At 65.8% G+C, this 25,985-nt stretch carries 27 protein-coding genes and 2 pseudogenes; 10 read left to right on the forward strand and 19 right to left on the reverse strand.

Annotated elements, in window-relative coordinates; genetic code table 11:
- Window positions 1–196 (forward strand): annotated as a pseudogene (locus QTH97_RS27870) (3'-5' exonuclease); the annotation flags it as partial.
- A gap of 31 nt (window positions 197–227) precedes the next feature.
- On the opposite strand, the gene QTH97_RS27875 reads toward QTH97_RS27870, so the two are convergent.
- The 3 genes from QTH97_RS27875 to QTH97_RS27885 all read right to left on the reverse strand — a co-directional run bounded on the left by QTH97_RS27875 (window position 228) and on the right by QTH97_RS27885 (window position 1,517).
- Window positions 228–500, reverse strand: coding sequence for a DUF1488 family protein (locus QTH97_RS27875; protein WP_286571774.1), 273 nt, complete (start codon window positions 498–500; stop codon window positions 228–230).
- Entirely contained in the window at window positions 475–738 is a 264-nt protein-coding gene (locus QTH97_RS27880) for a hypothetical protein (RefSeq protein WP_286571775.1), read from the reverse strand. Before QTH97_RS27880 ends, QTH97_RS27875 begins: the two co-directional genes overlap by 26 nt.
- 89 nt (window positions 739–827) lie before the next feature.
- On the reverse strand, window positions 828–1,517 hold the full coding sequence (locus QTH97_RS27885) for a Crp/Fnr family transcriptional regulator (RefSeq protein ID WP_286571776.1): 690 nt from the start codon (window positions 1,515–1,517) through the stop codon (window positions 828–830).
- A 132-nt stretch (window positions 1,518–1,649) separates the two neighbouring features.
- Here QTH97_RS27885 and QTH97_RS27890 point away from each other — a divergent pair, with 132 nt between their 5' ends.
- Window positions 1,650–1,970, forward strand: coding sequence for a hypothetical protein (locus QTH97_RS27890; protein WP_286571777.1), 321 nt, complete (start codon window positions 1,650–1,652; stop codon window positions 1,968–1,970).
- 15 nt (window positions 1,971–1,985) lie between these two features.
- Here the strand turns inward: QTH97_RS27890 and QTH97_RS27895 are convergent, their stop codons facing one another.
- Entirely contained in the window at window positions 1,986–2,702 is a 717-nt protein-coding gene (locus QTH97_RS27895; RefSeq protein WP_286571778.1) for a Crp/Fnr family transcriptional regulator, read from the reverse strand.
- A 327-nt stretch (window positions 2,703–3,029) separates the two neighbouring features.
- On the opposite strand from QTH97_RS27895, the gene QTH97_RS27900 reads away from it, so the two are divergent.
- Both QTH97_RS27900 and QTH97_RS27905 read left to right on the forward strand, forming a co-directional pair.
- Window positions 3,030–3,230, forward strand: a complete 201-nt coding sequence (locus QTH97_RS27900; RefSeq protein ID WP_286571779.1) for a hypothetical protein — start codon at window positions 3,030–3,032, stop codon at window positions 3,228–3,230.
- Window positions 3,231–3,362: 132 nt separating this feature from the next.
- A pseudogene (locus QTH97_RS27905) lies at window positions 3,363–3,732 on the forward strand (transposase); the annotation flags it as partial.
- A 320-nt stretch (window positions 3,733–4,052) separates the two neighbouring features.
- Here the strand turns inward: QTH97_RS27905 and QTH97_RS27910 are convergent.
- Complete coding sequence (locus QTH97_RS27910; protein WP_286571780.1) at window positions 4,053–5,138, reverse strand: adenylate/guanylate cyclase domain-containing protein; 1,086 nt, start codon at window positions 5,136–5,138, stop codon at window positions 4,053–4,055.
- Between the two features lie 560 nt (window positions 5,139–5,698).
- Here QTH97_RS27910 and QTH97_RS27915 point away from each other — a divergent pair.
- The 3 genes from QTH97_RS27915 to QTH97_RS27925 all read left to right on the forward strand — a co-directional run bounded on the left by QTH97_RS27915 (window position 5,699) and on the right by QTH97_RS27925 (window position 6,864).
- Window positions 5,699–5,983, forward strand: a complete 285-nt coding sequence (locus QTH97_RS27915; protein WP_286571781.1) for an RrF2 family transcriptional regulator — start codon at window positions 5,699–5,701, stop codon at window positions 5,981–5,983.
- 56 nt (window positions 5,984–6,039) lie between these two features.
- Window positions 6,040–6,246: a hypothetical protein gene (locus QTH97_RS27920; RefSeq protein ID WP_286571782.1), complete on the forward strand. Its 207-nt coding sequence runs from the start codon at window positions 6,040–6,042 to the stop codon at window positions 6,244–6,246.
- A gap of 144 nt (window positions 6,247–6,390) precedes the next feature.
- Window positions 6,391–6,864 (forward strand): DUF3565 domain-containing protein, encoded by a 474-nt coding sequence (locus tag QTH97_RS27925; protein WP_286571783.1) that lies wholly within the window; start codon window positions 6,391–6,393, stop codon window positions 6,862–6,864.
- A 111-nt stretch (window positions 6,865–6,975) separates the two neighbouring features.
- Here the strand turns inward: QTH97_RS27925 and QTH97_RS27930 are convergent, their stop codons facing one another.
- The 8 genes from QTH97_RS27930 to QTH97_RS27965 all read right to left on the reverse strand — a co-directional run bounded on the left by QTH97_RS27930 (window position 6,976) and on the right by QTH97_RS27965 (window position 14,456).
- Window positions 6,976–8,547: an MFS transporter gene (locus QTH97_RS27930; RefSeq protein ID WP_286571784.1), complete on the reverse strand. Its 1,572-nt coding sequence runs from the start codon at window positions 8,545–8,547 to the stop codon at window positions 6,976–6,978.
- Window positions 8,544–8,903: a YciI family protein gene (locus QTH97_RS27935; RefSeq protein WP_286571785.1), complete on the reverse strand. Its 360-nt coding sequence runs from the start codon at window positions 8,901–8,903 to the stop codon at window positions 8,544–8,546. Before QTH97_RS27935 ends, QTH97_RS27930 begins: the two co-directional genes overlap by 4 nt.
- An 11-nt stretch (window positions 8,904–8,914) precedes the next feature.
- Window positions 8,915–9,289, reverse strand: coding sequence for a YciI family protein (locus QTH97_RS27940; protein ID WP_286571786.1), 375 nt, complete (start codon window positions 9,287–9,289; stop codon window positions 8,915–8,917).
- Window positions 9,290–9,417: 128 nt separating this feature from the next.
- A complete protein-coding gene (locus QTH97_RS27945; protein ID WP_286571787.1) occupies window positions 9,418–10,698 on the reverse strand; it encodes an RNA polymerase sigma factor in 1,281 nt (426 codons plus the stop codon).
- A 155-nt stretch (window positions 10,699–10,853) separates the two neighbouring features.
- Window positions 10,854–11,888 carry an alpha/beta hydrolase gene (locus tag QTH97_RS27950; protein WP_286571788.1) on the reverse strand — a complete coding sequence of 345 codons (1,035 nt, stop codon included), beginning with the start codon at window positions 11,886–11,888 and terminating at the stop codon, window positions 10,854–10,856.
- Window positions 11,889–11,996: 108 nt separating this feature from the next.
- Complete coding sequence (locus tag QTH97_RS27955) at window positions 11,997–12,314, reverse strand: alpha/beta fold hydrolase (RefSeq protein WP_286571789.1); 318 nt, start codon at window positions 12,312–12,314, stop codon at window positions 11,997–11,999.
- A 67-nt stretch (window positions 12,315–12,381) separates the two neighbouring features.
- Window positions 12,382–12,687, reverse strand: a complete 306-nt coding sequence (locus QTH97_RS27960; protein WP_286571790.1) for a hypothetical protein — start codon at window positions 12,685–12,687, stop codon at window positions 12,382–12,384.
- 1,514 nt (window positions 12,688–14,201) lie between these two features.
- A complete protein-coding gene (locus QTH97_RS27965; RefSeq protein WP_286571791.1) occupies window positions 14,202–14,456 on the reverse strand; it encodes a hypothetical protein in 255 nt (84 codons plus the stop codon).
- Between the two features lie 354 nt (window positions 14,457–14,810).
- Between QTH97_RS27965 and QTH97_RS27970 the strand changes: the two genes are divergently transcribed.
- Entirely contained in the window at window positions 14,811–15,272 is a 462-nt protein-coding gene (locus tag QTH97_RS27970; RefSeq protein WP_286571792.1) for a DUF5990 family protein, read from the forward strand.
- A 221-nt stretch (window positions 15,273–15,493) separates the two neighbouring features.
- Here the strand turns inward: QTH97_RS27970 and QTH97_RS27975 are convergent, their stop codons facing one another.
- The 5 genes from QTH97_RS27975 to QTH97_RS27995 all read right to left on the reverse strand — a co-directional run bounded on the left by QTH97_RS27975 (window position 15,494) and on the right by QTH97_RS27995 (window position 22,940).
- Complete coding sequence (locus tag QTH97_RS27975; RefSeq protein WP_286571793.1) at window positions 15,494–17,674, reverse strand: amylo-alpha-1,6-glucosidase; 2,181 nt, start codon at window positions 17,672–17,674, stop codon at window positions 15,494–15,496.
- Entirely contained in the window at window positions 17,671–18,735 is a 1,065-nt protein-coding gene (locus tag QTH97_RS27980; RefSeq protein ID WP_286571794.1) for a glycosyltransferase family 4 protein, read from the reverse strand. Before QTH97_RS27980 ends, QTH97_RS27975 begins: the two co-directional genes overlap by 4 nt.
- Before the next feature lie 1,299 nt (window positions 18,736–20,034).
- Window positions 20,035–20,556 (reverse strand): glycine zipper domain-containing protein, encoded by a 522-nt coding sequence (locus QTH97_RS27985; protein WP_286571795.1) that lies wholly within the window; start codon window positions 20,554–20,556, stop codon window positions 20,035–20,037.
- 538 nt (window positions 20,557–21,094) lie between these two features.
- Window positions 21,095–21,652: a low affinity iron permease family protein gene (locus QTH97_RS27990; protein ID WP_286571796.1), complete on the reverse strand. Its 558-nt coding sequence runs from the start codon at window positions 21,650–21,652 to the stop codon at window positions 21,095–21,097.
- Between the two features lie 124 nt (window positions 21,653–21,776).
- On the reverse strand, window positions 21,777–22,940 hold the full coding sequence (locus QTH97_RS27995) for a zinc-dependent alcohol dehydrogenase (protein ID WP_286571797.1): 1,164 nt from the start codon (window positions 22,938–22,940) through the stop codon (window positions 21,777–21,779).
- Between the two features lie 334 nt (window positions 22,941–23,274).
- Between QTH97_RS27995 and QTH97_RS28000 the strand changes: the two genes are divergently transcribed.
- Together QTH97_RS28000 and QTH97_RS28005 are read left to right on the forward strand one after the other, a co-directional pair.
- A complete protein-coding gene (locus QTH97_RS28000) occupies window positions 23,275–23,646 on the forward strand; it encodes an SDR family NAD(P)-dependent oxidoreductase (RefSeq protein ID WP_286571798.1) in 372 nt (123 codons plus the stop codon).
- Window positions 23,647–23,989: 343 nt separating this feature from the next.
- The gene (locus tag QTH97_RS28005) at window positions 23,990–24,916 is read left to right on the forward strand and encodes a hypothetical protein (protein WP_286571800.1); all 927 of its coding nucleotides are present in this window, start codon (window positions 23,990–23,992) and stop codon (window positions 24,914–24,916) included.
- A 169-nt stretch (window positions 24,917–25,085) separates the two neighbouring features.
- Here QTH97_RS28005 and QTH97_RS28010 read toward each other — a convergent pair whose 3' ends face one another.
- The gene (locus tag QTH97_RS28010) at window positions 25,086–25,691 is read right to left on the reverse strand and encodes a cysteine hydrolase family protein (RefSeq protein WP_286571801.1); all 606 of its coding nucleotides are present in this window, start codon (window positions 25,689–25,691) and stop codon (window positions 25,086–25,088) included.
- Window positions 25,692–25,985 lie beyond the last annotated feature (294 nt).

Genomic DNA, 25,985 nt, shown 5'->3' on the forward strand with positions numbered 1-25,985 from the left:
GAAGATCGAGGTGTCGGCCATGTACTACGACTACAGGAACCGACGGCTCCCGGCGCACCTGCGCGGCGGCACCATCGACCTTCGCTTCGCGACGATGATGGATGACCTGGGACTGCCGCTTCGCGCCGCGCACGATGCGCTGGACGATGCGGTCATGGCCGGCCTTGCCTTCGTGAAGCTGCGAAGCCTGTTGTAGGCGCCGGGGCTGCGCCCCAAGCCCCGTCGGCCTATTCGATGCCCTTGCCCACTGCCTCGTGCAGGTCGTAGTCGCGCAACATCACCGGCTCGACGGAGCCGCCCGCGACGCGTCGGCGCACGGCCGCATCGAGCTCCTGCGCGTGCAGCTGGTAGGTCTCCAGCGGCTGGTCGTCAATGGCGGTTGACCGATAGCAGTAGTGCAGCGTTTCCTTGCCGATGCTCGCCCCGATCAGGGTGCCATTGACAGGAACCCAGAAATGGACGGCACCCGAGGCCTCATGAAAGAAGGGAGGGTTCGACATGATCGTTCCTGGGATTGATTTCGCGGTCATCGATCCAGAGCGAGGCCTTGGTTTCAATGGCGTGGATGGCATCGACGCCATTGGCGAATTGTCTGCACGAGATGATGTGGCACCGACATGCCTCTTCGAAGTACAGCATCGCCCCGGCGGCCACGGTGCCGTCGAAGGAAACACTGGTGAGGTGGCTGCGTATCTCCCAGCCATGGTAGGAGAGGCGCGTGGAGTCGCAGTAGTCCATGGTGTCTTGCTCGAACAGGGGCTGAGCCCAATGTTCCCTTGTACCGCGCGCACCGCCGCTTGTCGGTTCGGTAGCGCACAGACGGTGGGTCAAAGCAATCCCGCATAGCTTTTCTCGTCCGCGGCATAGCAAGCGCAGGCCGTCGCTTCGAGCCCTGGACGATCGAGCACTGTGAGGGTGCCGCGGTTGTACTCGATCAATCCGCTGCGCTGCAGGCCACCGGCGGCCAGCGTGATGCCCACGCGGCGCACGCCCAGCATGTAGGCGAGAAACTCATGTGTGACGTGGAAGCTGTCGGCATGCGCGCGATCCTGGCTCATCAGGAGCCAGCGTGCGAGCCGTGGTCCGATCTGGTGAAAGCGCAGGCAGGCCGCCGATGCGGCCAGTTGCGACATCGAAACCTGGATGTACCGGTCCAGCACCGCCTTGAGTGGCGCGTTGCGTGCCATTTCGCGCCGGAAGTCGAGAGCGGTGATGCGCCAGGCCGCGCCGGCGCCTTGCACCAGCGCGCGCAGCGGTGCGATCTCCACGCCGAGTGCGAGGTTGGAGCCCAGCATCCCCTCGCGACCCACCATGCCAACTTCCAGCCCAGGATGTTGGTCGATGCGCGCAACCAGTGAAATGAAGCCGTCGACGGGAAAGTAGGCGTGCCGGGATGCAACCCCTGGCTCGTGGATCACTTCGGCCAGTACCAGTTGGATCGGTTCGCACATGTCCAACAGACGCCGGCGGTCGTTGCGTGGGAGCAGCTCGATCAGGTGGTTCTCGATGGCGGCCAATCATGCTCCGTGTGAGGCGGGAGGACCCACTCTGCGCGCAATTGGCCGGTGCGACTGTCTGCCACCGCACAGACGGCAGTCCGAGGGCGCCCTACAAGTGGGCTTTGATCCTCACCCGCCGGAAAGGTCCCCATGCAAAAACTCACTCAGCCTTTCGTCAAGCTTTCCACCGCGAATGCGGAACTCATCACGCGCTTTGCACAGTCGCAGGACATGGTCGACCTGGTCAACACCAGCGCGCAAAAGTACATGGAGCTGGCACAGAAGACCTTTGGAGGGGCAGCCGCCTCCGGGGCCCAGGCCGACCTGATCCGCAGTCTCACGGAAAACTATTCGACCTTCGCGCGAGAGCACGCCGAGAGCCTCATGGGGATGGCTGCCGAAGCACAGGCCCGCATGTCCCAGCAGGTCGCGGATGTCACGAAGATCGTGAACCCGGCAGGCTCCAGCTAGGGCTGGGCGCTGGGCCTAGATTGCCAGCCTGGCCGGAAGGAGCCTGTCGTACTCCTTCTTGACCACCGCATAGCACTCGCAGGAGCGCTGCTCCAACCCTTGTCGGTCCAGCACCGAGATGTGACCCCGCGCATAACTGATCAACCCCGCCCTTTGCAGCTTGAGCGCACCTTCGGTCACGCCTTCGCGGCGCACGCCAAGCATGTTGCCGATCAGTTCCTGCGTCATCACGAGTTCATTGCCCTGCAGCCGGTCCAGGCTCAGCAGCAGCCAGCGGCACAGTTGCTGATCGAGCGAGTGGTGCCGGTTGCAAACCGCCGTTTGCGCCATCTGCGTGATCAGCGCCTGGGTGTATCGCAGCAGGAGATGCAGGACAGGGGCTCGCTTGAACTCCTCCTTGATCCCCTCTGCCTTGAGCCGAAAGCCATGGCCTGCGCTCTGCACGACGGCACGACTGGGCGTCGACTCTCCGCCCATGAACAGCGAGATGCCCACGATGCCTTCGTTGCCGACCACGGCAATCTCCGCGGAAGCTCCATTCTCCATGACGTACAGGAGGGAGACGATGGAGGTTGTCGGGAAGTAGACGTGGCTCAGAGTGGTGCCCGATTCATAGAGCACGTGGCCCAGCGGCATCTCGACCGCTTCCAGTTGCGGTAACCAGCGCTGCCATTCGGCATCGGGCAGCGCCCCAAGCAGATGGTTCTTTCTTGGTTCGGGCCGAATGGCCATCGCTTCCTCCGGAAATGCTGGCTTCGGGATGACGTTGGGGTGTTCCTGACCACCGCCTTGGCCAGTATAGGCACATGAGCGAATTCAGTGTTCGCTATCGCACAAGGCCTGCAGGCACGGCGTGCGGCGGCGCACAGACACGCATCCTAAATCGCCTCACGATGCAAAGGACGGTCATTCGGCGCTGGTAGAGGTCGCTTCGGCGCCCTCCCATCATGGGAGGTTCCTCGATGCCGGTGACTGTCCCCGATTCTGGCGGGCCTCGCGAGGATCCGTGAGCACCGAACTCCGAGCAGCGCTTCCCGACCCATTGCGATGAAAGCCCACATGCAAGGCCTCGTGTTCAACGGCCCCGGCAAGAAGAACGTGGAGGACCGCCCCAAGCCGACCCTTCAGATGAGCACCGATGCGGTGATCCGCCTCACGCGCGCGACGGTCTGTGGCACGGAAGTGCACCTCCTGTGCGAGGACATCGCGGCACCGGGCGGCAGCGTCTCGAGCGTCGGTGATTCACCTTCGTGCATTTGAGAGTCGACAACGGCGGCCCCATCACGTGGCGCAGAACAAATCGGGGCGTCGCTCGGCGGTGGCTGACGAGATCGCACGGAGCGAGGGCTATGCGATCTCGGTGATCGCCGCAAATTCGCCAAGCCGCACGAGCGCATCACCAAGGCCGGAACGATCCTCTACAGCGCGAGTCAGCACGATTGCACCGGATGCCTGATGAAGCAACAGCGCTGTCCCAATATGCCGAGACCGAAGGATCACGCGCAGCGTGCATGAGCGATCTCGGAATGTCGCCCGCGAACTCGCCGCCACGCCGCAGTACAAGCAGTCTCGGCGCGATCGAAAGAAAGTCGAGATCCTCTTTGCGCACCTCAAGCGCATCCTCAAGCTGGATCGCCTGCGACTGCGCGGGCTGTCGGGTGCGCAAGATGAGTTCATGTGGGCGGCAACCGCTCAGAACCTGAGGCGCATGGCAAAGCGGTTGATGCCGAGCGCACAAACCATGCACTTCAAGCCGGCGTAAGAGGTCCCGAAGGAGCTTCGCGTCAGATTCGATCCTGGTGACGAACTCGAAATGCAAAAGGCCCATTCGGCGTAGCGTCAACGCCCCAGCGTTCAAGACGAGTTTTTCAACAGAATTGGCCGTTCAGTGTCTTTGACTAGGCCGGCTTCTCCTGTCGCCGAACGACCGTGCCGGCCCGTTGCTGACATGCGCCTGAGCACAGCCAGCCGTCCGAAACCTGACATTCGAACCATCGAAGGACTTCAGCTTCCGACGGAGCTAGCACTCGGATTCTTCGGAAGTGAAACGGCGAGTGAGGACCCCTTCTCGTCGCACGGCGTTCATGTACTCTTCAAGGCCCTCCTGTCCGAATGTTCGACGCAGAACGCCTGGATGGGCTCGACTCGTCCGCGCAGCGCCAGCGCACCAAGATCGTGGGTATGGATTTCGGGCGGCGGACCCAGGGAGGCGAGCGCGTCCGCCGATGCGATGAAGAAACATCCGACTTCGCGGGTCGCCTGCTCGAGGCGACCGGTCGTGTTCATGACGTCGCCATGAAAGACGATCGCACGGCGCACCTGGCCGACTTCGCCGGCGATGACCTCGCCCAGATGCAGGGCCGCACGCAGCTCTGGCAGCACGCCAAAGCGTTGGACAAACCGGTTGGCGTCCGCGGCGAGCGCCGCGCGCATCGCGAAGAAGCAGCGCAACGCCCGTGCATCGGCAGCGCCATCGGCCTCGACCCAGGTGATGACGATCTCGTCACCGACGTATTGGTAGATTTCGCCGCGGCACAGCTCGATCGGTTCGGCGATTGCCGAGAACACCGCGGCGAGGAAGCGATGCGCTTCTAGGGCCCCGAGCCGCTCGGCGATCGCGGTCGAGCCCACCACGTCGGCGAAGAGGAAGAAGCGTCGCTCGGCGTACGGCCGGCGATACTTTCCAAGCAGAAGCGCCATGAACGTGCGGTAGCCCACCAGGCCCGCGGCCTGAAACATCATCACCACAACGGCAACGGGCACGAGCGAGAGGACAATCGCAATCAGGCCGGTGCGCGCGTTATAGACGGTGACGACGCCCATCAAGCGCTGCCCCGGCTGGCCGGCGAGGACCGCCCCTGCGATCGCGCCGTAGACAAGCGTCTTCAGGATGAATACCGCAGCGAACGGCAACGCGTCGAGCCATCGCATCGAAGTGCGAGGCAGCAGGAAGATCTCGATGCTGGCGATCGATGAAGCCGTGAGCAGGGCGCTGATGACACCAATCGGTATCGAGATCAGCAGGGAAGCGAGCAGCGAGCGAGCGCCCGGGCCGGCCATCGCGCCGGCGTAGAGTGCGCCGACGCCCGCACCGATGACCGCGGCCATGCGCAGGATGCGCATGAAGCGCCGCAGTCGCTCGCGCGTGACAGCGGAAATGGCGATCATCTGCCCATGAGTCTAAGGGTACCGCGTCGGCCGCCTGCAGGGCTCCGCGCAAGCTCGATGGCTTGGGTGGCGCCGAGAAGATCGTGATCATGGGTGTCGAAAGCTGAGCTCTGCCCTGTCGCCCTACCGATGATGCGGTGTGAAAGACGGATGGATCGTGGCGATTGCGCAGATGCGAAAGCAGTCGCCGCGGTACCGCGGGATCTCCTCTCGCCCGGACAAGGTCCGCGCCAACCCGCACCGGTGGTGCGCCGCCGGGCGGATCCCGCCTGTCTCGGCCAGGATCTGGCGTATCGACCTACGGTGTCGACCGAACAGCCCCGGAGATCGGGGGAGGGCCTTGCTTGCCCGGGCACAAAGCGGTCGGTACTTGGAAGGGACTTGGCGCTCCGACTTACAGATATAAATTGAGCGTTTAAGCGACGCGCGGTGAACATCCGACGAGGCCGGTCATAGCGACGTCAACCATGCATTTGCCGACGCGCTGGCCGCGAGCAACCCGGCGCAAGCGGCCATCCTGTAGTTCGCCGTCCCTGCCTTTGGCATCCGGAGCCGCAACCATGCGCTTGACACTCTTTACCGACTACTCGCTGCGGGTGCTTCCGGTGCTGGCCACGCGAACCGAGTCGCTCGTGACTATCGGCGATCTTGCGGATGTCTATGGCATCTCGCACGCGCACCTCACCAAGGTCACGCACCTGCTCGGCAAGTCGGGCTGGGTTGATACGGTGCGCGGTCGCCATGGCGGCATGCGGCTTTCAGTCCATCCCTCGAGGCTGAAGCTGGGCACCACCCTCATCCGTCATTTCGAGACCGACGTCGCCCTGGTCGAATGCTTCGGGTAAGACAACCGCTGCGTCCTCACGGGGGTTGCGAGCTGGCTGCGGTTCTGGCCCGGGCGATGCAAGCGTTCCTGGAGGAAATGGACCGCTACAGCCTGGCCGACGTCGCCAGCGCCAGCCCGGCGCTCTTGACGCTCCCGCTGTGGCAGGAAGTGACATGGCCTTCACGAGTCCTGCAGCCGAGCCTGGAGGTCACGCCAGACACGGCGGAAACCCTCTTTGCCGAGGTGCCTGCCAAGCCGGCCCGTCGGGTCACCAAGGCTTGACGACATCCAGCCGATCGCACCGGTGTCTGAAGGGCAAGCCATGACCAAGGCATCCGGTGTCGCCCATGGACAACGCCGCCTCGACGGCTCGCAAGCCACCGGGCGGGGCTTGTTGTCAAGTTGCACGCATTGAGGAGCGGCTGCATGCAACGTTCAATCAGCGCTTTTGTCCAGGATGAAGTCTCGGACTGGGTAGCCTGCCTCGACTGCGGACACCGCCAGCATGTTCGACACCATCCGCCGCTGGTGTCACGACCTTGGGTCACGAGTGCGGAAGGCAGGAATGCGAAGCTGGGTGCCCGGCTCGAGTGCATCCGATGCAATCGATTCGAGATGCCCGATGGTTTTGCAGGCTACAAGCGAACGCCTGTCTTGACAGAGCTCACCGTGCCATCCGGCCTGCGCAGGGACCATTCAACGGCGTCGGGCGTGTGGGCGAAGATCCAGGTGCTGGAGGGCCAGTTGCGCTACCGCGTGGATGAATTGCGCCTGGACGTGGTGCTCACGGCGACCCAACGAGGCATCGTGGTGCCGGAAGTGCGGCACAGCGTCGAGCCCGAGGGCGCCGTGCGTTTCTTCGTCGAGTTCTACCGGGCACCGCCGAACCGGCCGATCTGACCTTCGCCTCGAATGCGCAGCCCGCGTGCCGTCGACATCGCCGCGCTCACGAATCGACAAGTCGACGGGGAACCAGGGTCACAAGAAGGCCTGGATCCCTTTCGGAGGCCTTCATGCCAGGGACGGTGGCTGCGTCGGCGGCGAACTTGGCGTTGGCGTTTCGACTTCGCGCAGGATGATCGCTGCCAGCAGTGCGGCCGCCAGCGCGACGGCGGCGCTGATGAGTGCCGTCACCTCGAAGGCTTGGGCGAACGCCTCGCGCGACGCATCCTTCAGGCGATCACCCGCCGGTCCGGCAAGTCCCGCCGCCAGATCCGCGGCGGCACCCGGGCTGGAACGCGCGGCCTGCGCCGTTTCGAGGGGAACGCCGTCCAGCGCGGCTGCCGCCAGCGCACGCCGGTAGACGGCAACCACCACGCTGCCCAGGATCGCAATGCCGAGCGCACCGCCGAGCTCCGAGCTGGTCTCGGAAAGCGCCGACGCCGCACCGGCGCGCTCCGGCGGCGCGGTTCTCACCAGCATGTCGACCGCCAGGGTGAACACGAACGACAGCCCGAGCGACAGGATCCCATAGGCGATCACGAGCATCCGCAAGCCGTTCTCGCGCTCCAGCGCCGCCAGGAGCCCGAAGCCGGCGGCGGCGAGCACCAGGCCGCCCGCAACGACGAAGCCCGGACGAATCCGGCGCACCACGCGCGCCACCAGGTTGGACCCGACGACGAACGCCAGGCTCGACGGCAACGACCACAGCCCCGCCTGGAGCGGCGACAGGCCCAACACGAGTTGCAAGTACTGCGCGATCAGCAGAAAGGCCGCGAATCCGACGAAGAAGCCCAGCGTGTTGATGGCCAGCGCCGCACTGAAGGCGGGCGCTCGCAAAAGCCGCAAGTCGATCAGCGGATCGGCCAGCTTTGCCTGGCGCCTGACGAAGACGAAGCCCGTCGCCACGCCCGCTGCCATCATCCCGATCGGCAACGCGCCGATGCCCGACTCGGCGATGCGCTTGAGCCCATAGATCACCGCCAGCACCGCGACGATCGAGAGCGCAGCGCTCGGCAGATCGAGGCGGCTCGCCGTGTCGTCGCGGTACTCGGGCAGCAGCCAGGGACCGATGACGAGCAGCAATGCCATGACCGGCACGCCCACCAGAAACACCGAGCCCCACGCATAGTGCTCCAGCAGCACGCCGCCGACCAATGGGCCGATGGCGCCGCCGACCGCGAAGCTGGTCACCCAGACGCCGATGGCGATGGTGCGCTCATGGGCATCGAGGAACATGTTGCGGATCAGCGAGAGCGTCGAGGGCGCGAGCGTGGCGCCTGCCACGCCCAGCAGCGCGCGCGCGGCGATCAGCATCTCGGCACTTGTTGAGAAGGCGGCGAACACCGATGCCACGCCGAAGCAGGCCGCGCCGATCAGCAGCAGCTTGCGCCGCCCGATGCGGTCACCGAGCGTCCCCATTGTGATCAGCGAACCTGCCAGCATGAAGCCGTAGATGTCGACGATCCACAGCATCTGCGCGCTCGTGGGGCGCAGCGCCGCACTCAGGTGCGGCACCGCCAGGTTGAGGACCGTCAGGTCCATCGAATAGAGCAGGCACGGCAGCGCAATGACGGCGAGCCCGATCCATTCGCGCGCCGTCGCCTTCCGATGGGCGCCGGCGCTGGTGTTGAGCGGGCTCATCGCGCATCTCCCGCAGCGCCTTCGAGCGGCGCAAGGACCGGGCGCACCTCGATGCTGCCCACGCGTGCCGAGGGAATGCCTGCAGCCATGCGCAGGGCGTCCTCGTCGCTTGCCGCGTCCACGAGATAGAAGCCCCCGAGCTGCTCATTGGTCTCGACGAAAGGACCATCGGTCACGGACAGCTTGCCGTTGCGCATGCGCACGACCACCGCCTTGTCGGCGGACTCCAGCCCTTCGGAGGCGATCAGGTGGCCGCTCGCGCTCAGTTCATCGTCGTAGTCGAGGTGCGCGTTCACGAAGGCCGGCAGCTCGCCCGGCGGGATCGCATCCATCTGCGCCTGCGTCGCGAAAATCATGCAGAGGTATCTCATGCCGCGCTCACTTCCATGCGATCGACCCTGGCGATGGGCCGCACTTCGATGCTGCCCACGCGCGCGAGCGGAACTTTCGAAGCGATCTGGATGGCTGCATTGAGATCATCGGCTTCGATCAGGATGAAGCCGCCGAGTGGCTCCCTGGTCTCGACAAAGGGCCCGCCCGTCCGCGTCATCCTGCCTCCCTGCCGCAGCTGTACGACCCTGGCGTGCCTCACGCGCTGCAAGGCATGCGCAACAGCGAGTTGGCCACGCGACGCAAGTTCTTCGTGGTAGGCGATCGATTCGGCGGCGAGCGCAGCACTCGCGTCGTTGGACAGCGCGTCGAGCAGCGCCTCTTCGACATAGACCAGGCACAGGTATTTCATGGAACTCTCCAGGACATGGGGTGATGGGACACCCACTGGTCGAATGGCAGGCCCGGGGATCGACATCCGTCCGCCGGGGCCGCACAGGAAATTTGTATCGGCATGCATCGCCTGCCGTTTGTCGCAGCCTAGGCCGGCAGCGCGGCCAGTCTTCGTTCCAGGAACTTGCGCTCGGGCCCCTGGCGCGCGAGCGTCAGTGCGCGTTCGTACGCGCAACGGGCTTCCGCCGTGCGGCCGAGCCGACGGCAGAGATCGGCGCGTGCCGCGTGCGCCAGGTGATAGTCCCCGAGTTCGCCGCGCGCGAGGATGCCGTCGATGAGCGCCAGGCCGACTGCCGGGCCGTCGCACATGGCGATCGCGACGGCGCGATTCAGCTCCACCACTGGCGAGGGCTCGGCCCTCAACAGTACTTCGTAGAGACCGACGATCTGCGCCCAGTCGGTCGTGGCCGCATCGGCGGCTTCCGCATGGACGGCCGCGATGGCGGCTTGCAGCGTGTAGGGGCCAATGCGGCGCGACGCCAAGGCGCGGGTCACCAGCGCGGACCCTTCGGCGATCAGGTCCCGCCTCCAGAGGCCGCGGTCCTGCTCGTCGAGCAGCACCAGATCGCCCGACGCGGACGTGCGCGCGGCACGGCGCGACTCCTGCAGGAGCATCAGCGCCAGCAGCCCCCTGACCTCGGACTCCGGAAGCAGATCGTGCAGGAGCCGTCCCAGGCGGATCGCCTCGGCGGACAGATCGGCCCGTGTCAGCGTTTCGCCCGAGGAGGCGGCATAGCCCTCCTTGAAGACCAGGTAGATCACGCGCAGCACGGCATCCAGCCGCTGCGGCAAGTCCGCTGGCGAAGGGACCTGGTACGGAATGCGCGCGTCGCGGATCCTGGCTTTGGCGCGAACGATGCGCTGGGCCATGGTGGGTGCGGGCACCAGGAAGGCGCTGGCGATGTCTTCGGTCGCGAGCCCGCACACCGCGCGCAGCGTGAGCGCGATCTGTGCGTCAGGCGCCAGCGCAGGATTGCAGCAGGTGAAGACCAGCCGAAGACGATCGTCCTCGAGCACGTCCGCCTCTTCGTCCCAAGCGGGTGCGGCATCCGGCGCCGTCTCGACGGCCTCCGTCGCGTCATCCCACGCCTGGAAACGCGCACGGCGGCGCATGGCGTCGATGGCCTTGAAACGCCCCGCCGACACCAGCCACGCCCGGGGATGTTCAGGGACTCCCATCGTGGGCCACTGTTCGAGCGCAGCGCGGAAACCATCGTGCAAGGCTTCCTCGGCCAGATCGAAATCGCCGAGAAGCCGAACCAGCGTGGCGAAGATGCGGCGCGACTCGTCGCGGTACAGCGCGTCCAGCGTTTCGCGCACGCCCTCGAGCGCCGATCCCGCAGTCCGCTGTACCGAAGTGGATTTCATGGGCATCCGTTGCCGTCGTGGGGTTGAGATCGAAGCTGCTGCCTGGCTGGCGAGCCGTGGACATTCTCCATCCGGAGGCGATCGGCAGCAGCCGGACGCTGAATGGCGCCCGTGACGCGCGGCGATCGCAGCCCTGCGTCGAAGCGTCCCCAAGGCTACTTCTTGATGCCCTGCCTGGTCAGCCACTGGTCGATCAAGCCGCCGATCTGGTCTGAATTGCGGTCCATCATCAGCATGTGCGTGTTTCCGTGGATGGCCACTTCCGGCAGCAGGAGCCGGTCACCGGTCCCCCCGGCGCGCACGAGGTTCGTCCGGAATCTTTCCTGCTGGGCGGTGATCCGGCCCCAGAACGGGAACTTGTCGAGGTTGTCACCCCAGACCCAGAGCATCGGCACACCCTTGATGCGCGCGAAGTCGGTGGTGTCGGGATTCGGCGAGCCCGACGTTTCCACCGCGACCAGCGCCTTGACCTTGTCCGGGTACTTGAGCGCCGAGTTGAATGCGAAGTTGCCGCCCTGGCTGTGCACCAGAATGACGCAGGGGCAGACCTTCTGAACATAGGCGTCGTAGGCAGCCTGCGTGGCCGCGTCGTTGGTGCCCCAGCGCGGGATCGCCTGCTTGGCGAACTGGTCGAAGGCGGCGACCGGAAACTGGGTTCCGGGGAAGGTCTTGCGTTGGACCGGATCAGTGGCGTAAGAGCCCGTGTCGCCGATGCGGAACAGTTCCCAGCCTTCCTTCTTGGGTCTGAAGAAAGGCTCGCTCTTGAAGATCTCCGGGTATCGCGCCCAGGAGGCTCGCCCCCGCTCCACCGCGTCGCTGACGTAGACGTCGTATCCGGCGCGAAGAAAGTAGTCTTCCCAGCCCGGCGCGCCGTCCGGCTTGGTCTCGAAGGTCACCCCCGACAGGCCACCGCCGTGCCACATCAGGAGCGGGTACTTCGCCTTCGGGCTTGCGAGTCGGGTGTAGCGCGCGTAAAGCGCCTCGACTTCGAAGTCGCCATTGGGATCGAGCTTCAGAGGAGGGGCTCCTGGCGTGAAGCTCAACTCTTTCTCCGGCAAGCCGGAGAGGGTGACGGCGCGTCCACCCACATGGAAGCTGCCGACCTCCGAAACTTGGAGCGCACCGGTCGCGCAGCCCGCGAGGGCGGCGATGCACAGACTTGCGGCTGCGCATGTCCATAACGTCTTCATGGGCGGTCTCCTTGGTCGCCGCAGTCTATGCGAGCGCCTGGTCGCCCGTTGCGCGGGCGCCGTGCGCCGCCGGATCTTGCGATTCAGCGCTGGTCATCTTGCCATGGCCTACTTCGCTGGGAGCGGCTGGTTCAGGAACTGCTTCGTCGCCGCGAGGAAGACCTCGGCACCGTCCGCATGCGCAACATGCCCTGCGAACGGAATGTTCAGCAAATGCGCATGAGGCAGGAGGCCCCGCAACTCGACAGCGTCGGCGGCCGACGTGAGGTGATCCTCATCTTCTCGCACAACGAGGACGCGCGCCTGAATTCGCGACACAGTGCCGCCCGGATGTCCGGACGGCCCTTCGTCGAGCCACCCCGGGACCACGGCGGACACCAGACGCGGGAAGTCCGGTTCGGGATTCAGGCGCTCGTAGGTCTCCACTGTCTCCGGGAACTTGGCCTTCCAGCTGGCGGCCGTGATCGGCGGGCCACGCCAGGGAGGCGACTCCCTAGCGAAAACAGGAATCGGACGCCATTGTCCAGTTCTCTTCAGGCACCTGGCGACCTTGGCTGGTCGGGCGCAGCTTCGGTGGGTTCGGGGTGAGCAGCCGGACGACCAAGTCTCCCTGGAGCGTCTTGAATGTGTCGTAGCGATCGGCACAGTCCAGCGGATCTCCGTTGCCGAGATAGAACCTCGGCTCCCGTTGCTTCTCGACAACGCCGCGCGTGGTCTTTTCGACGAACGTTTGGGTGCGGCGGAAGACGACATGCACGCGCCCGTCGGATCCAAGCGCTCGAAATACGTCGGTTCGCATGATCGTGCCACCAAACTGATGTTTTTAGCATCTCAGAACCGGTGGTCCCCTCTCGTAGGAGCTTGGCGCGGGCACCAGCGGCGTTGCGTCCGACCCGACCGGATCCATGCGTCCCCAACATGCGCTGCTTGGCGACCCGCTGGCAGTCGGCAGCCGAGGATCGAAGAAGTTCCTCAGGCGAGGGAACCTCGGACTGCTCGACGCGCCGCGAGTCGAATGCACCCGCCCAGACAAGAAAACTGAAGAATGATTGTGAGCGCCGTCAATTCATTTCAGGCCGAGTTCAACTTGGCAATCCAAGCGGTCGCCCGTGATATGAGGCTTGAACCGAGATCCCGCGCGCTCACGGTCCGGACGCGTCATTGCAGGGAGAACCGACTTTCGTGGGCGCACGCGGCCCGGTCCGACCCGGATGGCCCCTAGCCTGTGCCGCCGGATGCAAGACCCCAAGCGCCACGCCCCTGCTCGAACGGCATGCATCGCCACATGGACGCACCAATGAGAAGGAGCGTCTCATAGTCGGCACCGTCAAGCGTTGGCCGCAGCCTCTCCAGCAACTCAGCCAGCAACGAGATCGCGTCGCTTGATGAGAGCGCGCAACCGTCACTCGCCAGTCGGGCCATGAGCTCAACCAGATCGTGTCGAGCCATCTCGGAATGGACGGAATGCGGCATGCACGCCACAAGTGCGGACGCGCCTTGGATGCTCGTGCCGGATAGTGCCGATGACAGCTCGATCGGTCGCACGCCCGCGACTGCCGGTGGTACCTCGGCAGGGGACAGGAGTGAACGCCTGCGGATGGATCGCAAACGGGGCACGGACTGGCGCCGTCGACAGCCGCTTCGTGTGCGGAAATGTCACCGAGCGCTGATTTCGGGCTCGCATGAGCCGGGGCCGTGGCGAAGAGCGCGCCGGCCGGCGCGGCGGTGACGGCACACACCCCGAGGTGGGCAGAACGATTCGGTTCATTGGTACTCCGGCAGAGGAAAACCCCTCTGCCGTCCCTCAACGCGCGAGCCACCGCCAAGGGTCACGTCTGCTTTGTGAAGATGATTGCCAAACGTCTCAGCCCGGGCAGGCGGCTCGGGCGGTCGTCAATACGCACGAGGCTGTTCCACGAGGCACTTCTTCAAGAAGACACCGGAGTATTGAAGCCGGGTTCGCGCATCGGGAATCGGAGGCGAATCATTCCTGTTGCGCTGCGCGCCCTGCAAGGTTTGAAGACCGCCATACTGCAAATGCAAGAATGAATCTTCAATTTGCAGAACTTGCACGGCGTGGCTTTCTCGCGCCGACGCCGAACTTCCGCGCTCGATCCAGCTGAGTAGAGCGCGCGCCGGACCGAGGCAAGACGACGCTGTGCGGCAGCCTCATTTCTGGCAAGCCTGACGGAATGCCGGACGGGGCCAACACGGGTGGTTTTGCCGGCGAGCATTCGCGCGACTTCCCGGCCCTCGGTGCGAACAGGTCGCTTCGCGCACCGGGACTCGGGCCGGCCTGCGCGTTGCCGCCATTCACGGTAGGTTGAACTCGACTCGGATGCGGTCCCCTACCGTCTGGCCGTCCGAACTTTCGGGCTGCACATAGTTGTCGCCGATCGATGCGCACATCTGCACCACCAGCTTGGCGTAATCCACCACGTTCTGATCAAGCGGATCCCCGGCCCGAATCAACCCAGCTTGCTCAGCCGCCTGACTGAACAACTCCATGGGGTCGCGCGGGCCGACCGGGTCGTTGTCTTCGTTCTCGGTGACGTAGGTGTAGAGCATCGCCAACTCCTGGGAATGTGACCTGTGTCCAGCATACCGCCGCCGGGCCCAATGGGTTGCGCAGGTGCGCCAGCGGACGCGTGGGTCGCTTCGGCCCGAAAATCAAACTCGCCCGCAGCAACGTCGATTCCGAAGGCAAAGGCGTCCCGATTCCGAACCTGCGCATCCTGCTCGGTGGCCAAGGTCGAGGTGGCCCCCATCATCGCCGGGCAGGTCGGCTCTGTCGGCATGGCCCGACCCTCTCGGGCAGGGCGCGATGCGCCGTGTCTCGCATGCCCGGTCGGTCCGCCGGCACCGTGCGCTATCCTGAGACCTTGGCGCAAGCCGGCATCGATTTCGTGTTTGGACAAGCACATGAAGAGCGCAACCGCACCTCAACTCCAGGTCATCGTGGTCGTCCTGGCACCGCCTCCCGGAGTCCGGTTCGCCCTGCAGAAAGGGCGCGATGAACTGCTGCCGCCGTATGCATCGACGGGGGATTCCCTCGCGTTTGGCATCACCATGGATCTCGGGCCGGTGCTTGCAGACGGATCGTTCAACTTCCGCGGTGCCTTCGCGCAGGGCACACCCACCGACCGATTCGTCTATCTGAACTCCGGCACCCTGGCGGGTCAATCCGAGTCGCCCTGGGTGCGTAGAGCGAAGATCAAGATGGCCGGCATTCCTCGGCACCTGGTGGAGGCCGCATTGGACGACCCGGGACGTGCCATCGAAGCCCGCATCCTGGGCACCGCGCGAGATGGGGGGCCCGTGTGCGCGAGCGTTCAACCCCCTGCGATCACCTGGCAGCTGACAGCGCACCCTCCGCTGGCTTGAGGATTGACCCGTCAATCGCGTGGGACCCGACCAGTGGCCAGCCACGCGCGCATTGGACGCCGTCGTCTGAAGCTCGCCGGTGCCTCTAGGTGGGCGACCGTCCTATCTGCGGTGAATCCCCAGGGCGACGATTGCTGCATGCTTGGAACGGGCTCCGGCTGGCGGGTCAACGCGATCGCGGAAGCCCTCGGAGTGCCGCTGATCGACCACGTCACGCGCAGCTACAGGCGCATTTCCACGCGGGCGATCATCGATGCGTCGTTCGCCTCGACAAACGCGACGACGCCGCCATTGACGCGGCGGAATGCGAGGTCGAAGCGGTCTTGTCCGACCGCCAATCCTGCAATGCCGAGCGACTCGATGCCGGCCGGCAGCTGAGGCCGGTTGACGAGCACGTTGCCGCCATGGGCATCGATCTCGATGCCGAGGCAGGATTGCAAAAGCATGAACACCGAGCCCGCAGCCCATGCTTGAGGAAGACAGGCTACGGGATAGGCGATCGGCGATTCGCCCGAGGCGCGTTTGAAGCCACAAAAGAGCTCGGGCAGTCGCAGGCCGAAGTATGCAGCCGCCTCGAACAGATTGCCCAGCAGATGGACCGCGCCGCTGCGATCCCCATAGCGTGCCACGCCCGCCGCGCAAAGCGCGACATCGTGGGGCCAGACCGACCCGTTGTGATAGGACATCGGATTGAACCGCGGCATGTTCGAAGGGAGCGTGCGCACGCCCCATCCCGAGTCGAACGCGCCCGACAGAATCTGTCGCGCCACCAGGCGGCCGCGTTCCGCTGAAGGCAAGCCGCTGAACAGCAGATGTCCTGCGTTGGAGGCGCGCACCCTGCAGGCTTGGCCGTGGCCGTCGAGCGCCAGTGCGTAGAACTGGAGGTCGTCCTGCCAGAAGGCTTGCTCGACCCGCGCGGCCAGCGCGCTGGCGCCATCGTCCCAGCGCACGGATGCCGCCTCATCGCCGCGGCCTCTCGCCAGGGCGGCCATGCCACGCAGGGCCGCGTAGGCGTATCCCTGCACTTCGATCAGCGCGATCGGACCGGTCGGCGATGTCCCATCTTCGTGAAATACCGAGTCGTGGCTGTCTTTCCATCCCTGGTTCGCCAGCCCCGTGTGCTCGCCGCGAGCATAGCCCACGAAGCCCGCGTGACGCGACATGTTGTTCTCGATCCATGACGTGGCGGCCACCAGCGCCTTCCAGATCCCGTCGATGAAAGCGGCATCGGCGGTGCGCTGCGCATAGGCAGCCGCGAGCATGATGAACAATGGCGTCGTGTCCACGCCGCCGTAGTACTTGCCGAACGGCAATTCGTTGACCGCAGCCATCTCGCCCTTGCGAGTCTCATGCATGATCTTTCCGGGCTCGGCATCGCGAAAGGTCGATGTCTCGATGGCCTGATGCGCGGCAAGGAACGACAGCACGCCCCGTGCGAGCGCCGGATCCAGCCACAGCGTTTGCATGGCCGTGATGACAGCATCCCGGCCGAAGGGCGTGGAGAACCAGGGAATGCCCGCGTACGGATAGGGGCCGGTCGGCAGTTCGGTGGTCAGCAGGGCCAGGTCGGCTTCGGACTTGTCGATCCATGCCTGGAACAGGCGGTTCGACACGCGCAGCCGCGCGCCGCGGCGACGGTGCGTGCGCAGGCTGCGCCGCGTCTTGGCTGCCGCATCACGAAATCGCTGGCGAGACGGCTGCGTCCGCGCAGAGGCGACTTCGATGTAGAGCGCCCATTCGCCGCCGCCGCGCAGCAGCACCTCGAATTCGGCACCGACACCGGTCAGACGCTTCGGCACTTCCGAGAAGGAGACGACGACTGTGCGCCAGACGCTGTCCAGCCCCTGGTAGCGCAGCGCCACGCCGCGATCGTCGAGTTGCGCCTCCGACAGGGCGCCCCGCTTGCTCCTGCTCTGGCCACGCACCTCGAACATGTCGCGGAAGTCGGCCGCATACAGCAGCTGCAGGGGCACTCTCGCGGCCGTGTCGCTGTAGTTGGCCAGCGCGACGCGCTCGTACACGCCATCGCCCCAGAGGAAGCGGCGCCGTTCCAAATGGATCACGCCCTGCGGCATCGAACTTTCCCCCAGCGGCGGCAGCGGATGATTGACCATGTGGGCCGTGAAGAAGGCGTTGTCCTGGCTCACCGCACTCGACAACAGCGAGGGCTGCTGCCCGTTCATCAGCAGGCGGAACGTGGACAAGAGGCGCGTGTCGTTGTGGAACAGCCCGTCGCCTTCACCCGTGATGTCGCCGTAGGTGTCCGCGACCAGGAAGGTGTCGCCCTCCTTCAGTACGAAAAGCCGTTGCGCCGACCGTGCAGGTGGCGCCGGCCATTCGTCGTTCTTGGCTGCGGGCTTGGATGGTTCTGTCGGGCGCGCGGCGGCGCCGGTCTCGCTCACGCCGCCTCCGGTTCGCGCAGCGCGGCGCGGTGGTCGCGCGCGAGTTGCCAATAGAGTTCCGCATAGCGCCGCGCCATGGCCTGTGCGGTGAAACGCTCCTCAAAGACTTGACGGATTCGGCCTCGGGGCAGATCGCGCGCTGCCTTCACCGCGTCGGCAGCCTGGGGCACGTCGTCGACGATGAAGCCCGTCACGCCCTCGTCGATGATTTCGGGGACCGACCCGCGCCGCCAGGCGATGACGGGCGTGCCGCAGGCCATGGCTTCGATCATGACCAGTCCGAAGGGCTCGGGCCAGTCGATCGGAAACAGCAGCGCGCGAGCGTTTCCGAGGAAGCCGCTCTTCTGCTCGTCTCCGATCTCTCCGACGTAGTCGATCAGCGGATGATCGAGAAGCGGGCGAATCTCGCCTTGAAAGTACTCGCGGTCCACGTGGTCCACCTTGGCCGCGAGACGCAGGGGCACGCCCGCCGCCTTGGCGATCTCGATGGCGCGATCCGGGCGCTTCTCCGGGGATATGCGGCCCAGGAACGCAAGATAGTCGCCGCGCGCCGTGCTGCTGAACCGAAGGTGCTCGTGCGCGACGCCGTGATGCACCGTGCCGTACCAGTTGGCGTCGGGCAGCGGCTTGCGCTGGTCATTCGAAATCGACACGAGCGGGTACTCCTTCCATCGTGCGTAGGTGTCCGGCAGGTCGGCAATGTCGAGTCGGCCGTGCAGGGTGGTCAAGGTACGACCCGCCAGCTCTTCGAACAAGGGGAAATGCAACATGTCAATGTGGAAATGCAGCACGTCGAATTGATCGGCCCTGCGCCGCACTTCCTGCAGCAGCGACAGGTGGCTTGCCAAGTCGGATTTGAGGGGCCTCGGATCCAGGCGCAAGGCCTGTTCGCGGGTCGCAACGAGCCTGGCCCGCGTGCGTGCGTCGCCGGAGGAGAACAGCGTGACTTCGTGGCCTTGGTCCACCAGGGCGTCCGTGAGGTGCGCCACGACTCTTTCCGTGCCGCCGTACAAGCGGGGCGGCACGGCTTCGTACAACGGGGCGATCTGGGCGATTTTCATGGCATCTCCTCTTCAGTTCGCGTGGCAGAAGCGCTGCTCGTGAAATCTCGCATTTCCGGTCATAGCGGATGTCGGACGTGTTCCAAGGGAGGCGGCGGCCGTGTCCGGCGACGTCGCATGCCGACGCTTGGCCTGTCTCCAAGGCGCGGCTTCGCCGGTCTTCCGGTTTCCGCGCGACAAGGGAGGAGCGGGCGATCGAGCACGGCCGGCGCTCACGGAGAACGGGCACGCCGACCTGGATGCGGGCATCGCCTTTGGCGCACTGGCCGGGAACGAGCCCGCGCGCCGCACGCTCAGTCCGTGGGGCCAGCGGAGGGCCGCGGCACGCCGCCGGCGCTTCGCGCCTCGCGCTGGACGATCCGTGATCTCCCGTATCCGTCGTTCGCCCAGGATTCTTCGGTCGTCGTCAGAGCCTCTGACCGTGATTCGCTTGGGCGCGATCCGTGGCGCGCCGAGCTGCTCAGAACGGGCCTTGGCCGGCGTGCGGTCGTTGACCGAGCGCATCGCTTGCTGTTGCGCGTGCCGCATTGCCTCAGCGGCCTGGGGGTCGGCATCCTGGGGGTCAACTGCAGCGCCTGACGCCGCGCAGACCGCCAAGGTCCTCGAGCTCTGCCCAGACCCGCACGGGACCGGACGGTTTCACTGAGCAGGCGAACCGGACACCGCGATACAAAAAAAATGGCTTCGTTGGTCACGACGAGCTCTCGAAGAGGTCGAAGGATCGACCGGACTGGTGGGGCCGCCAGATGCTGCGACAAGGGCGACGGCTTGAAGCGCGGCACGTCGGCGCTTGGGGGCGCATTTGGGTGGTGGGCGCGGGCTTTGTGCGCCTGCGGGCCGTTTCAGAACCGTGCCTTTGCAGAGTCCGTCTGGCGCGGCGTTTGCGCGTGGAGGTCGCGCCGGCGGTCAGCAAGTTCTTGGCGTGGGCCGCAGGACGGCACCCCTTGTCGGGTTCGCGGCCCGCGACACGGACGTCGTCTTCGCAATACGCAAGGAAGAAGGAGCTGCTCAGGCTCAAGAACCGGCCGGTGCCTTGCATCGCCTGACTCGGCCGTGGCTGTCAGTGTTCAAGCGCTTCGTGCCCGGGTCTGGCGCGCGTTGACAGACGCGCGCGCGCACATCCGAAGTCCTGCACGCCGTGGTCGGCGGCGGCCCGCATCTGGCGCGATGGAAGTTGCCGTTTCGATATCGATGGCCTCAGAAGCCGTCAAGACGAGGGTCGGGCGACCCGCGCATCCTGGCCGTGCGGAAGAGGGGCCGCCCCGTGCGGGCGGGCCCTCCTTGGTCGAACAGGAGTGTTCAGCGGCCGTCGCGGTCAGAGTCTCCCGGGATCGCGCGCTCGACGTTGTCGCTCAGACGCTGCCAGGCGTCGCGGGTTGCATGCTTGGCACGTTCCCACTCGAGCGAGGAGCGACCGCGCGCAGTGCCCCAGTCCCTGCTCAGCTCCGGCTCGACGTCATCGAATGAACGATTTGGATAGCGCGTATAGGCGTCTACGCCGTAGCGGTAAGCCGGGGAATAGTCGTCGTAGCTCGATCCGCCCTCGACATACGAGCGGCCCGAGTAGTTTTCGCGCCAGTAGGCGTCTTCGACGTCCGGATCGGCCTTGACGGCTCGACCAGCCAGCGCCCCCGCAATGGCGCCGACGGCCGCACCGACGGCGGCCCCGACAGGACCGGTCATGCCACCCACGGCGGCGCCCGCAGCCGCGCCGCCGGCCACACCACCCGCCACCCCGCCAACCACGGCGCCCACGCCCGTCGCGGCGGTCTTGGAATCCGCGGTTTCCCCGGTCACGCCGGAATTCTTCAGCTCAGCCATGAAAGTCTCCTTGTCGGTTTATGGAGTCTCCAGACTGCGCGTTCAGAAGCAGCGGCGCGAGGGCGTCGGCGCCATGGGCTGTGAAGGGGTCGACCCCCGCACACTGCCAGCGCCGACCTACAAAAGGCATTCTTCTGAGCCGTGCACGTGCGCACGCCCCCATTCATCCGCGATTCGCCCTCCCACCCCTCCTTGGCGGACCGTCAATCTTCGTGGTGCAAGACAACTCCGATCCTCGAAATCATCAGATCCCCGCGTGTCGGAGTTTCAGATCGGCCCGCGTGGACGCTGTTGCCGTTCCGAGCAGCGAGGCGCAACACCCAAGGGGTCGGGATCTGGCAGTGATCGATCTGCGCCTGGCCCCAAGGCTGCGGGCGGGCTGTGGTGACGTGGTGCCGCGAGCGCGAGCCGCACCAGCGACTTGTCGAACTCACGAACCGTGCGACCGCTGCCGTCTGTTCGAGGAGTTCTTCGCGTTCTGCCTCGAGAGGTGACAGAATGCCCAAGCGCGCACGGGCCTGCTCGCCAGCGTGGTCAGTCAGGCTGCGGAAGCCCTCTGCGCCGTCGCCACGTGCGCCTGAGCGGCCTCGGGCTTGCGGTCGGTGGGCATGCCCTCTTCATCGATGGAATGGGTCTCCTTGCCCTTGCCCCCGCTCTTGGCGCGTGCGGCCAGGCGCACGTAGAACTCGGCCACCTCCCGCAGGTCCTGCTCGTCCAGGTCCTCGATACCGATCATGCGGTTGCTTGCCTGCTTGGTGGCAGCGAGCAACTCGTTGAGCTTCAGGTGCAAGGCGACGCTGTCCTTGTTCTGGCTCTGCTGGATCATGAACACCATCAGGAACGTCACGATCGTGGTGCCGGTGTTGATCACGAGTTGCCAGTTCTCCGAGTAGCCAAAAAAGTGCCCGAGCGCGGCCCAGACCACGACGGATGCGAGGGCCAGCGCAAACGCCAGAGGAGAGCCGGCCCACCGCGTCACGCGTGACGCAAAGCGGTCGAAGGCCGTCAGGAGGGCGGAGCGATTGGCGTAGACGGGCGTGTTGGTGGTCGGCATCGAGCCGAGGCCATCGTCCGCGGCTTCGCTGGGAGTTGACATCAGGGGCCTGCCTTTCCGGGGTGACGGGCGGATTCAGACGATCGGGGCGCAATGCCAGCAAGACGTGGCGCGACCGCGCGCGCAGCCGCGCGTCTATGACGGCTGGCCGTCGCCCGTCCGGCCCTCATGGTGTGAGGACGACCTTGCGGCAGTCCTCTTCCTTCTTCTCGAAGATCTCATAGCCTCGCGCTGCATCCGCGAGCCGCATGCGGTGGGTGATGATGACCTCCGCCTTCAGCCTGCCGTTGCCGATGTGTTCGAGGAGCACTGGCATGTAGCGCTGCGCGTGGGTCTGTCCCATCTTGAAGATGAGCCCTTTCTCAAAAGCGTCGCCGAACAGGAAGCCATGGATGAAGCCCGCGTAGACGCCCGGCACGCTCACCACGCCGCCGCGCCGCGTCGCCGCAATGCATTGGCGCAGTGCCTTGCCGCTGGAGCCTTCAAGCTTCACGGCGGTCAGCGCCGTTTCCAGCGCACTGCCCTTGGCTTCGAACTCGACCGCGTCGATCGTGGCATCGACGCCGTGGCCTCCGGTGGCCTTCGGGATGGTCTCGGCCGGATCGTCGTCCTTGTCGAAATTGATGGGGACTGCCCCATAGGTCGCGCTGGCGAAGGCGAGGCGATCGTCATGGTGATCGATCATGAAGATCTGCTCGGCGCCCAGGAACCGGGCGCACGCCGCGCTCATCAGGCCGACGGGGCCGGCGCCGAAGATCGCGACGCTGGAGCCCGGGCCGAGCTGCGCGTTGACGGCCGCCTGGTAGCCCGTGGGCAGGATGTCCGACAGGAACAGCACCTGTTCGTCGCTGAGCGCATCGGGAATCTTGAGCGGGCCCACGTTGGCCTTCGGGACACGAACAAACTCGGCCTTTCCGCCGGGATCGCCACCGTAGAGGTGGCTGTAGCCGAAGAGGCCGGCGCCGGGCGTGGACGACTTCTTGTTGATGATGGCGCCGCGCCCGGGGTTGGTGGCCTCGCAGCTCGCAAACAGGGTCTTGCTGCAATAAAAGCAGGATCCGCGGGCGATCACGAATGGGATCACGACCCGGTCAGCGCGCTGGAGGCCGGTGACACCGCGGCCGGCGTCCTCCACCACCCCCATGAATTCATGGCCGAGGATGTCGCCGTCTTTCATCATCGGAATCTTGCCGCGGTAGATGTGCCGATCCGACCCGCAGATGGCCGTCGCGGTGACGCGCAGCAGGATGTCGTCCTCGGCCATCAACACGGGGTCGGTCACGGTCTCGACGCGAACGTTCTTGGAACCCTGGTAGGTCAGCGCTTGCATGGATTCTCCTTGGACCCCCGCTCTTTCTTGGGCCCCTCTTTCGAAGCAGGCAGCTTCCCGACCCGCGTGCGCAGCGACTGTCGGTCTTGCGTCGCGGATGGAGTAGGAGTCTTCCCACCTTTGAATCCGCACGGGGCCGATGAGTCCGCACCGTGTCGTTCCAGTTTGGCCACTGTTCGCGCGATGGCGCGAGACACGCTGCAAGTCGACCTCGCCGGGCGCGCCGGCGTCGCCAGCTCGTCTCGGCCGTCACGGCTCGCCGCATCGACGCCCTGATCGCCGGCCATGGGCTGGGCAAGAGTTTCCTGGCGCAGACTTCGACGAACTGCAGCACGTGATCGACACCAACATCACGGGCACGCTGTACCTGCTGCACAAGCTGGGGGGCCGCATGCAGGCCGAGGGCCGGGGAAAGATCTTGGTGACGGGTTCGATCCCCGGCTTCATGCCCGGCAGTTTCCAGGCGGTGTACAACGGCACCAAGGCCTTTGTCGACTCGTTCGCGGCGGCCTTGCGCAACGAGCTGAAGGACAGCGGCGTCACGGTGACCTGCCTGATGCGCGACGCCACGGACACCGAGTTCTTCGCGCGCGCCGACTGCTTGACACGAAGGTTGGTACCGAGGAGAAGATGGACCCGGCCGAGGTGGCCCAGATCGGATTCAAGGCGATGCAGGACGGAGAAGCCGATGTCGTGGCCGGCTTGAAGAACAAGCTGCAGGTCGCGATGGCCAAGATCCTGCCGTCCCAGGTGACGGCGGAGCAGCATCGCAAGCTGGCGGCGCCGGGGACGGCACAGGACGGCTGACAACCAAGGGCGACGTGCCTGACGCAGTCACCTCGATCCTGCTACCTGCGCTGCCGCCTTGGGCTGCAGACCGGGCCAGGGTCGCCTGCCGCGAGGCGGGCCAGTCCTCTCCCCGGTGCGCGCTGGGAGGGCACCGAGGTCCGCCAGGCTGGAGGTGAATAACCCGTCGGCCAGCGCAGGCGACGGAACGCGACCGCTCACCGTCTCCTGGGGGATGGCCGACAATCCGTGCGGAGGTTCTCATGTTCGACAAGCTCGAGAGTTGGCTTCGAGGGGCGCGGGTCGAGGAATCAGCCACGGCGATGACCATCCTTGGCAACCGCCCCCTCACGCGACACGACCGCGTCATGGTGCTGCGGTTTGCGCACATGCTGCAATCGGCCCTTGAATCCCAGTTGCGGGATCTGGACATGACGTGCGCGAACCTGTGGCTGGGACACCGCAGCACCGTCGAGCCTTACGCCTTGGGATTCGCGTTCGCGCTTTGCGACCAAACCGAAGTCGCGGACGCGTCGGAACTCATTGCATCGATCGCACTCGCGCAGTTCTGCGACACGCCGCCGGCTGAGGCCGTCGAGTTCATGACCTCGTTGGTCCAGCGCGCCGAGCGTGATACGACCGAATACCGAAGTGATCACACGCTCGGCCGGACTGACGGGCGCCGTGTCAAGGGGGGTGGGCTTCCCTTCGGACTGCAAGACTGCATTGCAAACAAAGGCTTCTGCCTCGACGCCGGAACCTCGCCGTCCGCCGGATTGCCAGAAGAGGGCGAGCGCGCGGCCCGCATGGTTGATGCCATCGGGGTCCAGCTTGGCTTGGCGGACGACGAAGGCGTTGCCGCTGTCGACGAGGCGTCCGAGATCCTGGTCATGGGCTACGTGGCGGGCGTCGCTCAGCGTCTCTGCCGAGCGAGCATCTTGTCCCCAAAGGTCGAACGACTGGCCATTGCGGTGCTGCACAGGCTTCACGAAAGTGGCAAGCGCTTGCCGCGCCGCATCGACGACAAATTTCTCAATCACGCGTTCAGGGAGCACCCCTTGTTCCGCAGCGCGCAGGCGGCTGGCAACTTGGACGGCGCGCGGCTGGAGGGCGATGCCGGTCCGGCACTTCTGCTGGTCGACCTGTTGCTGGGCCAGCGGGCGGGCCGCGCTACTTCCGCGCGAGCGTGAGGGGCCCCGCGAGACCCGTGACATGTCGTGCCTGGTCGCGTCGGAGTGGGCGCCTCCTGCAGCGCCGCTGCTCACCGGGGCGGGGCCAGTTCCATCCAAAACAAGGAGCGGGATCGCTCGCCTGGTCGCGCCCTCGGTGTTCTGGATCCGAGAAGCTCGGGCAGGGTGTTCATGAAGTTGTCCTTTGGGCGAGACGGACGCGAGCGGACGGGGTGGTCGCCACCTGGTGAACTTCCTCCAACTGCCGCAGGACGGCCCGATTGCGCGGCGTCGACTGGGTCGCAACGCCGTCACGGGGCACGACAACTGCCAGCGATCTCATGCGTGCGTCCAGCACCGTGCTCAGCACGCACTGGTCGCTCGCCACGCCCGTGACCACAATCCTCTTCACTTCGAGATGGCGCAGCAGCAACTCAAGCGGCGTACCGTAAAACGCCGACTGGCTCGGCTTGAGCACGAAGTAGTCCTCGCGCGAGGGCTCGACGACCCCGGTGATGGCCGCAGCGGGACCTCCGCCGGCCAGCGACGCGCCGACAAGCGCCGGAAAGTCGGAGCGCCAGCGCCCGCGGTTGTCGTTGGCGTAGATCGCCGGAACCCCGGCCCGCTTGCATCGCGCCTTCAGCTGGGCGATGACCGGTGCAACGCGGCGCGCGCCGGCCAGCAGCTTGTCGGCGTCGGGGAAGTCCCAACAACTGATCATGTCCACGATCAGAAGCGCGGTCGCGCCCGCGGCAGTTTCAGGGGCGATCGGATCAGGCTGCGGAGGAGGTGACATGGCGTGGATTGCGAAGGTTGCTGAATCGCGCGCTGGCGCGACCTGGCAGCGCCGGCGCGCTGTCCTCCGTCAGGCCCGCAGCGTTCCGGCGGTGCATGGTGAAACGGCCGCCGCGCGAAGATGTGGCCGACCTCGGCGAATATGCCGCCGCGCGGCCGGCAATTTCTCCGATGCGCACGGCCCGAGGCAGCGCCCCCGCCCGAAGCGACGCGGCAGTTGAGAGGGAGGCGTTTTGCATGCGGGCACTGTCACGCCCATCCGGGCAATTCCGACGTAGGAAGGCGCTTCCGAGAC

The sequence above is a fragment of the Variovorax gracilis genome (assembly GCF_030317115.1).
In the GTDB taxonomy this organism is placed as follows: Bacteria; Pseudomonadota; Gammaproteobacteria; order Burkholderiales; family Burkholderiaceae_C; genus Variovorax; species Variovorax gracilis.